Genomic DNA, 13,560 nt, shown 5'->3' with positions numbered 1-13,560 from the left:
AAAATTAAAAGTTTGAATATTAAACTAAACATTAAATCTAAAAGTAATAATATCACCATCTTTAACTATGTATTCTTTGCCCTCAATGCGAACTTTGCCTTTTTCTTTGCTTTTTTGAAAAGTTTGGGCCTCTAATAAATCAAGGTAAGAAACAACTTCGGCTTTAATAAAACCTTTTTGTAAATCGGTGTGAATAATGCGGGCGCATTCGGGAGCTTTAAGACCTTTTTTAAAAGACCAAGCGCGAACTTCTTTAGGTCCTGCAGTAAAATAAGTTTGGAGACCTAAAAGAGCATAACTTTCTTGAATTAATTTAGTAAGCCCTGATTCTACAAGACCATAGTCCTTTAAAAAAAGTTTCTTTTCTGCAAAGTCTAAAGACGATATTTCTTTTTCTAATTGCACACACAAAGGAATTATTTTTTTGGATTCTTTATTAGCATACGCTAAAACTTGTTGATAAAAAACGTTGGAATCCAAAGATAATAAATCATGTTCTTTAATGTTGGCTAAATAAAGGGAAGGTTTTAAAAACAACAAATTAAAGGTTTTGACAAGCTTTAATTCTTCATCCGAAAAAACCAAATTTTTTAAATCTTGGGTAGTTAAATGGGTTTTAATTTTGGTTAATAACGCTTTTTCTTGCAATAATTCTTTGTCAAGTTTATTTTTTTGTTTACCCAGTTTAATTAAGCGTTTTTCAATTTGTTCTAAATCTGCTAAAGCTAGTTCTGTTTGAATAATATCAATTTCTTCTACAGGATTATTCGTTTCTGTCACATGAGCAATATTGGGGTCTTCAAAACATTTAACCACATGACAAATAGCATCTACATTGCGAATATGACTTAAAAATTGATTACCAAGTCCTTCGCCTTTGGAAGCTCCCGCCACTAAACCTGCAATATCTTTGAATTCTATCAAAGCAGAAATAGTTTTTTGAGATTGAAAAATTTGAGATAAAGTTTGGAGACGCGAATCTGACACTTCTACAATGCCAACATTAGGTTCGATAGTGGCAAAAGGATAATTAGCTTCTAAAACTTGCATTTTAGTTAAAGCATTAAATAAGGTAGATTTACCCACATTTGGCAAACCAATAATTCCGACTTTCATTTTTGAGTTTCCTTATGGTATTTTATTTTGTAAAAAATAATTGGTTGGTAAAAAAGGGGGGGTGTTTTTTTGGTTGGGGGTAAAATGCGATTTTACAATTGTGTAAAAAATAGATAAAATGCAATCTTGTAGCAATTCTTAAATTGAGTTCTAAAATGATGCTATAAAAAAATAAAAAATAACTAATATTTGAGTTGGTTTTTGATTTCTTCATAAAAGCTCACATAATTTTGATATCGAGAGGGAAGTATTTTGCCGTTTTCTAAGGCTTTTTTAACGCCACATTTTTCTTCTTGCAAATGAAGACAACTTTCACCAAAAAAACAATCACAAACATGTTCTACAAAATCAGGATAAAAATTCTTTAAAGTCCTAGGGCAAAAAGTAGTTAAGTCTAGTTTGGAAAAACCAGGAGTATCAACAATAAATCCACCATTAAACTCGTATAATTGGGCGTTTTTGGTGGTATGTTTGCCTCTGCCAAGACTTTTAGAAATTTCTTGTGTTTTGAGTTTGGCATCTGGAATTAAGGCTTTGAGTAAGGTCGATTTTCCTACTCCGGTTTGTCCTGCCAAAACTGTAATTTGATTAGCAAAAATATATTTAAGGGCATCTATTCCTATTTTTTGCTTGGAGTTAATATAATAAAAGGGTTGAAATTTTTGGTAATAAGATAATTGTTGTTGCATTGTTGTAAGGTTTTCGGGTTCTAACAAATCTATTTTAGAAAAAACCAAAACTACATCTAATTTTTGTTGTTCTAAAATTAATAAAAACTTATCTAATAAAAGAAATTGAAAATTGGGCTTTACTAAGGAAAAAACTAGCAATACCTGGTCAATATTGGCAACATTAGGTCTTTTTAATTCATTTTTACGAGGCAAAATAGATTGAATTAAATAAGTATCACAAGAAAGTTCATAAAACACAATATCTCCTACTTTAATAATAAAGTCAGAGGCAGAACTATTTTCTTTTTGGGTAGTTTTGATATCAGGGTTTTTTAATTTGCCTCTTTTTTTAGCTTCCAAAATAATTTGAGTTTCTAAATCTTTAATATAATAAACTCCAGCCAAAAATCTTAATACTAAAGCTTTTTCCAAATAATAACTCCTTTTTATATTTTGAAATCTTTTTTAATTATTTTTTTCTTATTTTGTCTAAATTACTTTTTAAAAATTTTTAAATTGTCTGTGTGTGTGCGATAAAAAATGCTAGATACTAATTTATTCTAATTTGAGTAACTTTTTTATAATTAATTAAAAAAACCATTAATTATTTTTATTATAACATATAAAAAAACAATAATTACATATAAAGATAAATTGGGTTTAAATAAGCAAAAGCATAGTTTATTTGCTAATGTTTTTATGGGTGTGACTTTGACAAATGGGATGTTTTTTGCAAAATAAAAAAGTTTTGGGGGGTGGCAAAAATTGTTACATAAAAAAGGAAGGACCCCTTAATAAAAAGGAGTCTTTTGTTAATGTTTTATTAATATTTTGTTAATGGCATTAGGCAAGAAAAAATGTAGAATTACAAAATAATTATTTTTATGTTTGAAAATAGGGATGTTTTTTTTACTTATTAAATTTACTTAATAAAGCCAAAACTTGTTGTTTAATTTGGGCTAAATAAGATTCGTCGTCCAAGTGATTGATAGCTTTGTCCATCAAATCTGCAACTAAAATAAAATCATTTTCTCTAAAACCTACTGTTGTCATAGCAGGTGTGCCAATTCTAATACCGCTTGTCACAAAAGGTTTTTCTTGATCAAAAGGAATGGTATTTTTGTTGACAACAATATTTATTTTTTCTAACATGTTTGCAATTTTGGATCCTGTAAACTCAGGATTTTTATGTTTAACATCAATTAAAAATAAATGATTATCAGTGCCTCCACTTACAATGCGATAACCTTTTTGTTGGAAGGCTTTAGCAAAGGTGTTTGCATTTTTGATAACTTGCTTTTGATATTCTTTAAAGGAAGGCATCATCGCTTCTTGAAAAGCAACAGCTTTAGCTGCAATAGTATGAATACAAGGTCCTCCTTGAATACCTGGAAAAATACCACGATTTATTTTTTTAAATACTTCTTCTTTATTGGTTAAAATCAAACCTCCACGCGGTCCTCTCAGCGTTTTGTGCATAGTAGAAGTAACAACATCGGCGTTAGCTTCAAAGGGACAAGGATGAAGCCCACAAGCAACTAAACCTGCAATATGGGCAATATCTGCCATTAAATAGGCATTAGCTTCATCAGCAATTTGACGAAACTTTTTAAAATTAATAGTTTTAGAATAAGCCGAATACCCTGCAATAATTAATTTAGGTTTAACTTTTAAGGCAACTTTACGAATTTCATCATAATCAAGCATTTCAGTTTGGGGATTGACATTATAAAAATGAGCTTCATAAAAACCACCAGAAAAACTTAATTTATGACCGTGAGTAAGATGTCCTCCATCCATTAAAGATAATCCTAAAATTTTGTCACCAGGTTTTAATAAGGCTTGAAATACTCCCATATTGGCTTGTGAACCTGAATGAGGTTGGACGTTTGCATATTTAGCACCAAACAGCTTGGTTGCTCTTTGAATGGCAATTTTTTCTATTTGATCTACATTTTTACAACCATTATAATATCTAGCTTGAGGATAACCTTCTGCATATTTGTTAGTCAAAATGCTTCCTTGGGCATCTAAAACTGCTTGAGAAACAAAATTTTCTGAAGCAATTAATAAGATATTTTCTTTTTGTCTAATTTTTTCTTGTTCAATAAGATCAAAGATTTCTTGATCTTGGTCTTTTAATCCTAACTTTTGATTCATTTGGGCACAACCTTTTTCTTTTTTTATTTTTGGGCATTCAATGTAATTATTGGAAAAACAAAATGTTTTATAAAAGCATTTACAAATACGAATTTATTTGATAAACAATAGAGCAAAAATGGTAGTTATGGTTATAAAATCAAGCATTTTCCAACGATAAGTAATCATTTTGGTGCGAGGAGCTCCCAAAACATAACCTCTTACTTCCATAGCATTAGAAATTACCAAAGACCTTTTAAAAACCAACACAAAAATAGGAACCAACAGGGCTAAAAGATGATTAATTCTTTTAAAAATATTTTTTTTATGCAAATCCATGCCTCTTGCTGTCTGAGCTTTTAAAATTTTATTGGTTTCTTGCAATAAAAAAGAATTAGCCATAAAAATTAAAGAAAGCATTAAAGTAAAAGTTTCAGTAGCAATTTTGAGTTTTTTTAAAGGAGACAAAATAATATCTAGACCATCTTGAATTTCGATAAAAGAAGTTATTTTATTGAATAAAAACAACAACATCACAATTAAAAACAATCTTGTCATAATAAAACAAATTCTTAGAAAAGAAGTCGTTTGCAATATATAATTTTTAGGTTTGCAACCCAAAATTTCTTGTATATTGGAAGGAAAATACGAAGGAATAACAAAGACGAACAAAAGCAAAAATAACAAATAAGATAATTTAAAGGGAATATGTTTTTTATTGAAATTATACAATAAAATACATATTAAAAACAACCAAAAAGAATGGATGGCATCATAACTTAAAATAGGAATTTGAGCTCGCATAAAAGCATTAAAAGAAGTATCTTCCGAAGGAACTAAATTTATTATCAAAGAAATAATAAAAACAAATCTTAAATGTTTAATTCTTTGCCAAAAATAACTCCAAGTTACTCCAAAAAAGAAACAAAGGCTCATTAAAGCTACAACACAAAAAAGATAAAATAAAGTGATGCGTTTGGGGTTTGCAAAAATAAAAACTTGATTTGGAGCAATATTTTCAACATTAATGGGCAGTTTTAAAATAAAAACTAACAGCAACACAAAAGAAAGAATTTTGATAGAAGGATGGAGTTGGTACAAAAAACAACGCGATAAAGAGGGGTGGGATAAATTATTATTTGTAAAATCATTATTTTTCATCAATAATACCTTTTAACAATAAAATTCTTTTAAATATTGGGCAAGGGTGCTAAAACAATAGTGTGCTTGAAAGGGGATTCCTAAAGTTTGATTTAAATGTTTTAAAATTTTAAAAGTATCAGGAATATCTAAGTTAAATTGCTCAAATCGGGGGTGTTCAAAAAAAGTTTCTTTTGTGCCATCAAAAAGTAATTTTCCTTGAGACAAAACCAAAACACGTTTTGCATATTGGGCAACCAAATTCATATCATGAGTAATAATGATAATAGTTTTGTGAAATGTTTGATGCAAAATTTGTAAAAAATCCATAATATCAGAGCTACTTTCCAAATCAAGACCACGTGTAGGTTCATCAAGGATTAAAATATCAGGCTGCATGGCTAAAATACCTGCAATAGCGACTTTTCTTTGCTGTCCGTCACTAATTTGAAAGGGAGATTTTTGATGTAAAGCGGGAGGGATGTTGATTTGTTCTAAAGTTTTGAAAGCTTGCTTTTGGGCTTGTTGTTTGTTATTTAAAAAAACTTCAGCACCAAACATTACATCTTTTAAAACAGTTATTTCAAATAATTGATATTCAGGGAATTGGAAAACTAAACCTACTTTTTGACGCAAGGGCACTAAGAGTTCTTTTTTTGTTTTAGAAGTTATGGTAGTGCCACAAACTGTTACTTTTCCTATATTTGTTGTAAGCAAAGCATTCATTAATTGCACTAAGGTCGATTTGCCTGAACCGGTTTCCCCCACTAAAGCAATAAATTCATTTTGAGAATTGATTTTGAAATTAATGTCAGATAAAGTGGCAGTAGTTTTTTTTGGGAGGTGGGGGGGGTTTTTATAATAAAAGTTTACTTTTTCAAATTGTATTGCCATAAAATATCCTTTAAATTTTCTAACATTTGATCATTTTTAATGTTTTTAGTGGTGCTGTCTTTTAAAATTTCATAGTAAAGCTCTAATGATAAAGGAGGTTTTAATTTATATTGTTGCAAAAATAAAGGGTCTTGAAAAAGGTTTTGGGGGGGGGTTTGGGTAATTAATTTTCCTTGATCAAGAACAATAATTTCATCACTTTTGGCAGCAAACTCTAAATCATGAGTAATGGTAATCAAAATTTTATTTTTAATGGTTTGAATAATTTTTTGCACTTCCAAAGCGCCTTGAGGATCTAAAAAAGAAGTTACTTCATCAAAGATAATAATTTCGGGCTCCATCACTAAAATGGAGGCAATTGCTACACGTTGTTTTTGTCCCCCTGAAAGTTGATTCACGTTTGTGTCCAATAAATCATCTATTTTTACCATTTTGGCATATTGCCAAACTTTGGCTATAATTTCTTCTCTACAAACATTATAATTTTCCAATCCAAACGCAATATCTTCTCTTACAGTAAATCCTGTAAACTGATAATCAGGATTTTGAAAAACCATACCTATTTTAGGTCGCAAAAGGGGCAAATTTTTTTCATTTAAAACGATATTGTCAATTAAAATTTGTCCTTTGGTACAAGAAAGCAGCCCTACTAAAATTTTGGCTAAAGTAGATTTTCCCGAGCCATTATGACCAACAATAGAAACCCAAGAATTATTTTGAATGGTTAAATTAAGGTCTTTGAGAATAGGATTACAACCGTAATAAAAAGTTAAATTTTGAATAGATATCATAACTTTAAATTTTTCTTTCTTTGTTTGTTTGTTTGGTAGTTTTGATGGGGCATTTTTGAGGTAGTTGATTTATTTCGAGGGGAGGTTAGTTTGAAAAAGGCAAAACCACTTTTGCAACGAATCTCAAATCGTAATATAAGATATAAAATAAGATTGAGTTTTTGTGGAAGGAGTGAAAAATTGTTATAAAATTGTGTAATTAAAATTTAGTATCATCAATTTTTTGCAAATAACAAGTTACAAAAGAAACAATGTTTTTTAAGTGATTAGGTTCAAAAGGATTAGTAAGTCCTGTAGTTTTTAAAAGGTTTAAAAAAGTTTGTGAACCGCCTAATTGACATAATTTTAAGTACTTTTGCCAAGTATTGGAATAATCTTGCTTGCTTAAAAGCCAAATTTCTAAAGCACAAACTTGGGCTAAAGTATAGTCAATGTAGTAAAAAGGAGTAGAAAAAATGTGGCTTTGACGGAACCAAAAAGTACCTTTTTCTAAAAAAGGATCGCCTTCATAAGTTTCTAACAACAAATATTTTTTTTCCAAATTACGCCAACACTCTTTTCTTTGAGCAGGAGTCATTTGAGGATTTTGATAAACTTCATGTTGAAAATGATCCACTAAAGCACCATAAAGTAAGAAATTAAGGGATTGGGATAAATGTAGAAATTGATATTTGTCTACATCTTGGGCAAAAAAATCTTTTACCCACGGATAAGCTAAAAATTCCATTCCCATAGAACTAATTTCAGCTGCTTCAAAAGTAGGCCAACGATACTCAGGAATTAAATGACGACTTTGATAAACTTGGAAGGCGTGTCCTATTTCGTGAGTCAAAACATCTACATCATGACTTGTGCCATTAAAATTAGCAAAAACAAAAGGAGCGCTATATTTAGGAAGGTAAGTACAGTATCCACCGCCTGTTTTGTTGGGTTTGCTATCTAGGTCTAATAGGTTTTTTTCTAAGAGAAAATCAAAAAATAATTTGGTTTGGAGAGACATTGCATGATACATTTTTTTTGCTTGGGTTAACTGAAAATCAACTCCTCTTTGAGGTTTGGGATTGCCACTTGAAAAATTAAAACTTTTGTCATAACTTTCCAATTTAGCAATATCTAAACGTTTGGATTTACGTTTTTGAGTCATGGTATAAAACGGCAAAACATATTTTAAAATGTTGGTGCGATAATCTGCAATTTGGTTAGCATCGTAATCAGTGCGCCCTAAAAGATCATAACCTAAGGCAACGAAATTGGAATATCCCAATATTTGAGCCATCTTGGTTCGTGTTTGGACTAATTGGTCATAAATAAGGTCATATTCTTGCTCGTTTTTAGCAAAAAATTGCGAAACAGCTAATTGGGCATTTTTTCTAGTTTGCCTTTGGGACGATTCCAAAAAAGTAGCCATTTGACTTAAATTATAAAGTTTGCCTTCAAAAGCAACAGAAGGATCAGAAATTAATTTTTGATATTTGGTTGTTAAAGTATTTTCTTCTTGTAAATAAGGAATAATTTTAGGGTCAAATGTTTTTAAAAATAGTTTGATTTTGTCAAATAACAAGGGCCCAAATTCTTGTACTAAGGCGTCATAATGTTTACTTTTTACCATAGTTTGGCTAAATTGATGTTTTAATTCGGTTAGCAAAGGGGCATTTTGGTCACAAAAATGTTTTTCTTGTTGATAAAAAGTATCTTTTACATCTAGGCTATGCCTAATTTCTGCCAAAGTAAACATGGAATTAATTTCATCCATTAATGAATTAAGACGGTTAATAATTTTAATTTGTTCTGGTAAGGAAGCATCCAAAAAAGCCTCTATCATAGGCAAAATAGTTTGTTTGGTTTGAGCAATATCCACTCTTTGATATTCAAAATCTTGAAATTTCAATTTGGTTTAATCCTATCTTTTTAATTTTTATGAAAAATATCTAAATAGCAACGGTGTGGCAAGTTTAATTTTATTTATGTTAGTTTGAAAAAATATTTTATTGTCGAATAACTACATTTTAATTATAAACTAATAAATTTGATTATTTCTTATAAAATTCGTAAGTATCTGCTAAAAATTGCAATCTTTTAAACAGCTCTTTTAAAAGGATAACTACAAAAAGGGAAGTCACAAAGACAAGGGGCAAAGCAATAAAGAGCCCTTTATTTACCATAGTTGTTGAAATTTGTTGGATGGTAATATCTTGGGAAAAAATATTTATTTCGGCTGTCCACCACCATTTTAACATTACATACCAATATAATGTTTGATATAAAGCTGATAACAGGACAATAACGAAATACATTTTTAAAAAATTATCTTGGGGTCTTAACAACAAACCAGGTAATAATCCAAACGATAAAACACAAGCTAAATTAGCAATCAGTTCAAACTGATAACCAAATTAATAACCATATCCTACAAAATATCCAATTGTTTCAGCCAAACAAGCACCCAGGCAAGAAAGATGCCAAGGAACATAAAAAGACATTACAATTAAAGGTAAAAAACGCACATAGACAAGAATATTTACATCTATATTAATAAAATGAAACCCTGGAAAAGATGTTGTTTTATCTGGGAATATAATTTGTAGTATTTTAGATAAAACAATAGATAAGGAAGTTAAAAAAGAAGTTAGGATAATTTGTCTTAAAAGTTTTTGATTGCGATTAAAATTATTATTCATAGTTTTTCTCTTTTCTTTGTGTATGTAATTTTATTATTTATATTGAATTAATAAAATGTTCTTTGACAACATTGAGGAAAAAAGAGGAGGGGGGCAAAAATTATCTATAATAGTTAAGGTAAGTTTTAATTCTAGGATTTAAGAAAAATAAAAAAATAAAAATAAAGATAAAAGTAGCAAAAACGGGGATTAAATTATAACAAAAACACCAAATAATAGGGTGGTTGATTAGGGGAGCTAAAAAGGGGAAATAATTTTGTTTATTTGCAATAAGGGGCAACCAAATAAAATAAGAAGACAAACATTTAAAAGCAAAAACAGAGGTAAAAACTATTAATAAATTAAGTAAAATGCTTTTATAATTATCAAAATATTTTAAATTAGGGGTATAAAAAACAAAAGAAAGACTATAAGATAAATCAACTAAAAAATAATCCAAAAGTAAAACTGCAATTTGTTGTAAGGAGCGCATTTGTTGGGCTTGCATATAAGCTAAAATATTGGTGGATTCACTTAAAAAAATAGCTTTAAATAGATGAAATAAGGCATAAAGAGTACAAAAAAGAAAGCTATGTTTTTTGCCCAATAAAAAACCAATTAAAATTAAGGGAAGGAGAGAAACTTTAATAAAAGAGCCAATATTTGCTCCCATTTTGGCAATCCCTAACTTATCATAAGCAAATTCTAACACAATTGTGAATCCTAACAAAGTAGAAGCAATAATGTGTTTTTGCAAGGGGGAGAAAAAAACTTTTGTTTCTTTGTTGTTGGTTTTTAGCATATGAGATTAATTTCTTTCTAAAGAAATATCAAAATTACTTTTCATCAGACAAAGTAATAATTGGGGTAAAAAAATAAAATAAAGGTGAAGGAGGGTATTTTTAGCAAGGGAATAATTATTGGTTTTGATAATATTTTATAATAATATAATGTTGCAAATAAAAATATAAACTAAGGGAAAAAAGTGGAGAAAAAATAGTGGGATGATCGCCAATAGAAAATCATTAATAAAAGATATTGATAATAAATTTAATTAATAATAAGGTGATAACAATATTTTTGAAGGGTTGCAAAGGAGAGAAAAAAGAAAATAGACCACTTTCAAAAAATGGTCTAAGGGGTTTTATTTGTAATAAAGATAGATTCAAAAAGGATTAAACTAAAGTTGCTACTTTGTGAAGCAATCTTACTAATTGACTAACATAACTCATTTCATTGTCATACCAAGACATTAATTTAATAAATTTAGGTTTTTCTTTGAGGACTTGCAAAGTGTGAGAATCATATAAAGAACCATAACTTGTTCCAATAACATCTGAGGAAACAATAGGATCTGTAACGTAGGCTAGGGTTTCATTAGCAGCTTTTTTGAAAGCTTCATTGATGGCTTCTGGAGTAGCTTCTTGAGTCAGTTCTGCGGTAAGGTCAACTAAAGAGCCTGTAATTGTAGGAACTCTAATTGCTGTACCATCCAGTTTTCCTTTTAATTCAGGAATAACTAAACTAATAGCTTTGGCAGCTCCAGTAGAACTTGGCACCATATTAAAGGCTGCAGCTCTACCGCGACGTGTCCAAATGCCTTTGGGATGGTTTTGATCAATTAAACTTTGGTCATTGGTGTAACTATGAACGGTAGTCATAAAAGCTTGGTTGATGCCGAAGTTGTCATTTAAGACTTTAACAACGGGCGCCAAACAGTTAGTAGTGCAAGAAGCCCCGCTTACAATGGCATCTTCTTTAGTAAGTATTTGGTCATTAACATTGTAAACAACTGTTTTTACATCCCCAGTAGCAGGAGCACTAATTAACACTTTTTTAGCTCCAGCTTCTAAATGAAGAGCTGCTTTTTCTTTGCTAGTAAAAAAACCTGTACATTCTAAAACAATATCTACTCCTAGTTTTTTCCAAGGTAAATCTTGAGGATTTTTTTCTTGAAAAATAGGAATTTTTTGTCCTTCAACTACTAAATAGTTGTCTTCAAAACTAACAGAGTCTAATTTGTAAGGTTTTTGAATGCTGTCGTATTTTAATAAATAAGAAATAGTTTCTAAAGTTGCTAAATCATTGATAGCTACTACTTCAAATTTAGGATTTCCAAAAACAAGACGAAAGGCTAATTTACCGATACGCCCAAAACCATTAATTGCTACTTTAACTTTCATAATTAATTAAACCTCTTTTTCTTTTTTTATCCCTTTTTAATGTAAATGATGGATCTATTTGTTGGTTGTGTGGATTGTTTTATTTTGTGATGTTTGTAATATTTGGTAATTTGAAGAATAATAATGATCAAAAAATAAAATAAAAATAGGGGAGTTGTGATTACAGTTTCTCCATACATGCAAGCCCTGGCATTGGTTTTCCTTCTAAAAATTCTAAAAAAGCGCCTCCACCCGTAGAAATATGGCTGAAATTTTGATCTAGACCGAATTTAAAGACTGCAGCAGCGCTATCGCCACCACCAATAATGGTAGTTGTATTGGGCGAAAGATTGCTTATTGTTTGGGCTAAAGCTTTGGTTCCTTTAGAAAATTGTTCAAATTCAAACACTCCTACAGGACCATTCCAAACAACTGTTTGAGCCGTTTGTAAATGTGTTTTGAAAAGTTCAATTGTTTGAGGTCCAATATCAAGTCCCATTACATCATCAGAAATATTATCATAACTATAAACAGCTGCTTGTGTTGTTGGCGAAAATTCTTTGCCACAAACAAAATCTTTAGGTAAAACGATTTTTTTGCCTTCTGGAGAAGCTAATAATTCTTTTACTAAAGGGATTTTGTCTGCTTCTAACAAGCTAGTTCCTATGTTAAAACATTTGGCTTTAAGACAAGTATAGCTCATTCCTCCACCTATCAAAAGAACATCAACTTTTTGCAAAAGACTACGAATAACTCCAATTTTGTCAGATACTTTGGAGCCACCCAAAACAGCAACCAAAGGTCTTTGAGGAGTTTGGACAATTTTTTTGAGAAAAGATATTTCTTTTTCGACCAAAAAACCAAAGCATTTTTCTTTGATATATGTTGCAATACCTACATTAGAAGCGTGAGTGCGATGGCATGTACCAAAAGCATCATTGACAAAAACATCACCTAAAGATGCCCAATATTTGCCTAATTCGGGGTCGTTTTTACTTTCTTTTTTGAAAGGAACATCTTCAAAACGAGTATTTTGGACTACTAAAACATCCCCTGGAAGCATCTGGCCAACAGCTTGATTTAAGGTGTTGCCTTGAGTTTCTGGAACAAACTTTACTTTTTGTTGCAAATAAAAAGCAATTTTTTCAGCTACCACTTGCAAGCTAAAATGGGCTTTATCAGCTTCAGTTTTAACGCGTCCCAAATGAGAAAAAATAATAACTTTAGCTTTTTGCTGAACTAAATATTTTAAAGTAGGTAAAATAGCCTTAATTCTGTTGTAATCTGTGATAACGCTGTTTTCTAAAGGAACATTTAGGTCTGCTCGCAATAAAACTTTTTTATTTGTAATATTCATATTAGTTAAGGATTTTGTCATGCATTTATTGCCTTTCAATTAGGAAATATTAATTATTTTTAAGTTATTTTTAATCTAAATTAGTAAATAGTTTGTTTGAATGGTTAATTTTATTTTTTGTTGTTTTATTTTATTTATTTTATCCATCGTTTAGAGGAATAATAATTTTTAAATATTGGTATTATTTTATCGTTTATGTTTTTTAATTTTTTCAATTGTTGATTCTGGCAATTCGTCTTTAATGGCATTTAGTTCTTCTAAGTATTGGTCAAGTTCGCCTTCTATAAGGTTGTATTTGCGATTGGTAAAAGCTCCTATTACAAAAGTTAAAAACATTTCACCTCCCATTAACCGTTGCTTTTCAAAATCATCAATTCTTTCCACAATAAATTGAATTTTTAAAGAAAACTTTTCTTTTAGTTTAAAATTATCGCATTCAGTTAACCTAATTTTAATATCTTTAATTAACCACTTAATAAAACAACGTTTAGTTTCAATTTTTTTGCCTTTAAAATAACTGCGCAAGGCTAAAATACCCACAACAATAGGTACAAGTGTTTTAATTGCTAATAACACAATAACTATGGTATTGTTGGTGTTCATATTTGTATTAGAACTTGCCATATTTTGGAA

The 13,560-nt window shown here is 29.8% G+C and carries 13 protein-coding genes; all 13 read right to left on the bottom strand.

What is annotated here, in order from left to right; translation table 11 throughout:
* Nucleotides 1–24 precede the first annotated feature (24 nt).
* The gene (ychF, locus tag BHE82_RS01335) at nt 25–1,116 is read right to left on the bottom strand and encodes a redox-regulated ATPase YchF (RefSeq protein ID WP_071345495.1); all 1,092 of its coding nucleotides are present in this window, start codon (nt 1,114–1,116) and stop codon (nt 25–27) included.
* A 182-nt stretch (nt 1,117–1,298) separates the two neighbouring features.
* Nucleotides 1,299–2,219, bottom strand: a complete 921-nt coding sequence (gene rsgA / locus BHE82_RS01325; protein WP_071345493.1) for a ribosome small subunit-dependent GTPase A — start codon at nt 2,217–2,219, stop codon at nt 1,299–1,301.
* 477 nt (nt 2,220–2,696) lie between these two features.
* Complete coding sequence (gene glyA, locus BHE82_RS01320) at nt 2,697–3,947, bottom strand: serine hydroxymethyltransferase (protein WP_071345492.1); 1,251 nt, start codon at nt 3,945–3,947, stop codon at nt 2,697–2,699.
* Nucleotides 3,948–4,040: 93 nt separating this feature from the next.
* Nucleotides 4,041–5,087, bottom strand: coding sequence for an energy-coupling factor transporter transmembrane component T (locus tag BHE82_RS01315; RefSeq protein ID WP_257608385.1), 1,047 nt, complete (start codon nt 5,085–5,087; stop codon nt 4,041–4,043).
* Between the two features lie 12 nt (nt 5,088–5,099).
* The gene (locus tag BHE82_RS01310; RefSeq protein WP_071345491.1) at nt 5,100–5,960 is read right to left on the bottom strand and encodes an ATP-binding cassette domain-containing protein; all 861 of its coding nucleotides are present in this window, start codon (nt 5,958–5,960) and stop codon (nt 5,100–5,102) included.
* Nucleotides 5,936–6,751, bottom strand: a complete 816-nt coding sequence (locus tag BHE82_RS01305) for an ATP-binding cassette domain-containing protein (protein ID WP_071345490.1) — start codon at nt 6,749–6,751, stop codon at nt 5,936–5,938. Before BHE82_RS01305 ends, BHE82_RS01310 begins: the two co-directional genes overlap by 25 nt.
* A 199-nt stretch (nt 6,752–6,950) precedes the next feature.
* Nucleotides 6,951–8,639 carry a M3 family oligoendopeptidase gene (locus tag BHE82_RS01300; protein ID WP_071345489.1) on the bottom strand — a complete coding sequence of 563 codons (1,689 nt, stop codon included), beginning with the start codon at nt 8,637–8,639 and terminating at the stop codon, nt 6,951–6,953.
* A 142-nt stretch (nt 8,640–8,781) separates the two neighbouring features.
* The gene (locus BHE82_RS01295; RefSeq protein WP_143549427.1) at nt 8,782–9,045 is read right to left on the bottom strand and encodes a hypothetical protein; all 264 of its coding nucleotides are present in this window, start codon (nt 9,043–9,045) and stop codon (nt 8,782–8,784) included.
* Nucleotides 9,046–9,144: 99 nt separating this feature from the next.
* Complete coding sequence (locus tag BHE82_RS01290; protein ID WP_071345487.1) at nt 9,145–9,429, bottom strand: hypothetical protein; 285 nt, start codon at nt 9,427–9,429, stop codon at nt 9,145–9,147.
* Nucleotides 9,430–9,529: 100 nt separating this feature from the next.
* On the bottom strand, nt 9,530–10,210 hold the full coding sequence (locus BHE82_RS01285) for a hypothetical protein (RefSeq protein ID WP_071345486.1): 681 nt from the start codon (nt 10,208–10,210) through the stop codon (nt 9,530–9,532).
* A gap of 373 nt (nt 10,211–10,583) precedes the next feature.
* Complete coding sequence (gene gap / locus BHE82_RS01280) at nt 10,584–11,591, bottom strand: type I glyceraldehyde-3-phosphate dehydrogenase (RefSeq protein WP_071345485.1); 1,008 nt, start codon at nt 11,589–11,591, stop codon at nt 10,584–10,586.
* 160 nt (nt 11,592–11,751) lie between these two features.
* Nucleotides 11,752–12,948, bottom strand: a complete 1,197-nt coding sequence (locus tag BHE82_RS01275; protein ID WP_071345484.1) for a phosphoglycerate kinase — start codon at nt 12,946–12,948, stop codon at nt 11,752–11,754.
* 165 nt (nt 12,949–13,113) lie between these two features.
* Nucleotides 13,114–13,551, bottom strand: coding sequence for a hypothetical protein (locus BHE82_RS01270; RefSeq protein ID WP_071345483.1), 438 nt, complete (start codon nt 13,549–13,551; stop codon nt 13,114–13,116).
* Nucleotides 13,552–13,560 lie beyond the last annotated feature (9 nt).

It is taken from the genome of Rice orange leaf phytoplasma (genome assembly GCF_001866375.1).
In the GTDB taxonomy this organism is placed as follows: domain Bacteria; phylum Bacillota_I; class Bacilli_A; order Acholeplasmatales; family Acholeplasmataceae; genus Phytoplasma; species Phytoplasma asteris.
This window is presented reverse-complemented; position numbering and strand designations above follow the sequence as displayed.

What these genes read in the sequence shown, in the direction of transcription:
- ychF (WP_071345495.1), bottom strand. Translation starts at nt 1,116, where the DNA reads ATGAAAGTCGGAATTATTGGTTTGCCAAATGTGGGTAAATCTACCTTA.
- glyA (WP_071345492.1), bottom strand. Translation starts at nt 3,947, where the DNA reads ATGAATCAAAAGTTAGGATTAAAAGACCAAGATCAAGAAATCTTTGAT.
- BHE82_RS01315 (WP_257608385.1), bottom strand. Translation starts at nt 5,087, where the DNA reads ATGAAAAATAATGATTTTACAAATAATAATTTATCCCACCCCTCTTTA.
- BHE82_RS01310 (WP_071345491.1), bottom strand. Translation starts at nt 5,960, where the DNA reads ATGGCAATACAATTTGAAAAAGTAAACTTTTATTATAAAAACCCCCCC.
- BHE82_RS01305 (WP_071345490.1), bottom strand. Translation starts at nt 6,751, where the DNA reads ATGATATCTATTCAAAATTTAACTTTTTATTACGGTTGTAATCCTATT.
- BHE82_RS01295 (WP_143549427.1), bottom strand. Translation starts at nt 9,045, where the DNA reads ATGTATTTCGTTATTGTCCTGTTATCAGCTTTATATCAAACATTATAT.
- BHE82_RS01290 (WP_071345487.1), bottom strand. Translation starts at nt 9,429, where the DNA reads ATGAATAATAATTTTAATCGCAATCAAAAACTTTTAAGACAAATTATC.
- BHE82_RS01285 (WP_071345486.1), bottom strand. Translation starts at nt 10,210, where the DNA reads ATGCTAAAAACCAACAACAAAGAAACAAAAGTTTTTTTCTCCCCCTTG.
- gap (WP_071345485.1), bottom strand. Translation starts at nt 11,591, where the DNA reads ATGAAAGTTAAAGTAGCAATTAATGGTTTTGGGCGTATCGGTAAATTA.
- BHE82_RS01275 (WP_071345484.1), bottom strand. Translation starts at nt 12,948, where the DNA reads ATGACAAAATCCTTAACTAATATGAATATTACAAATAAAAAAGTTTTA.
- BHE82_RS01270 (WP_071345483.1), bottom strand. Translation starts at nt 13,551, where the DNA reads ATGGCAAGTTCTAATACAAATATGAACACCAACAATACCATAGTTATT.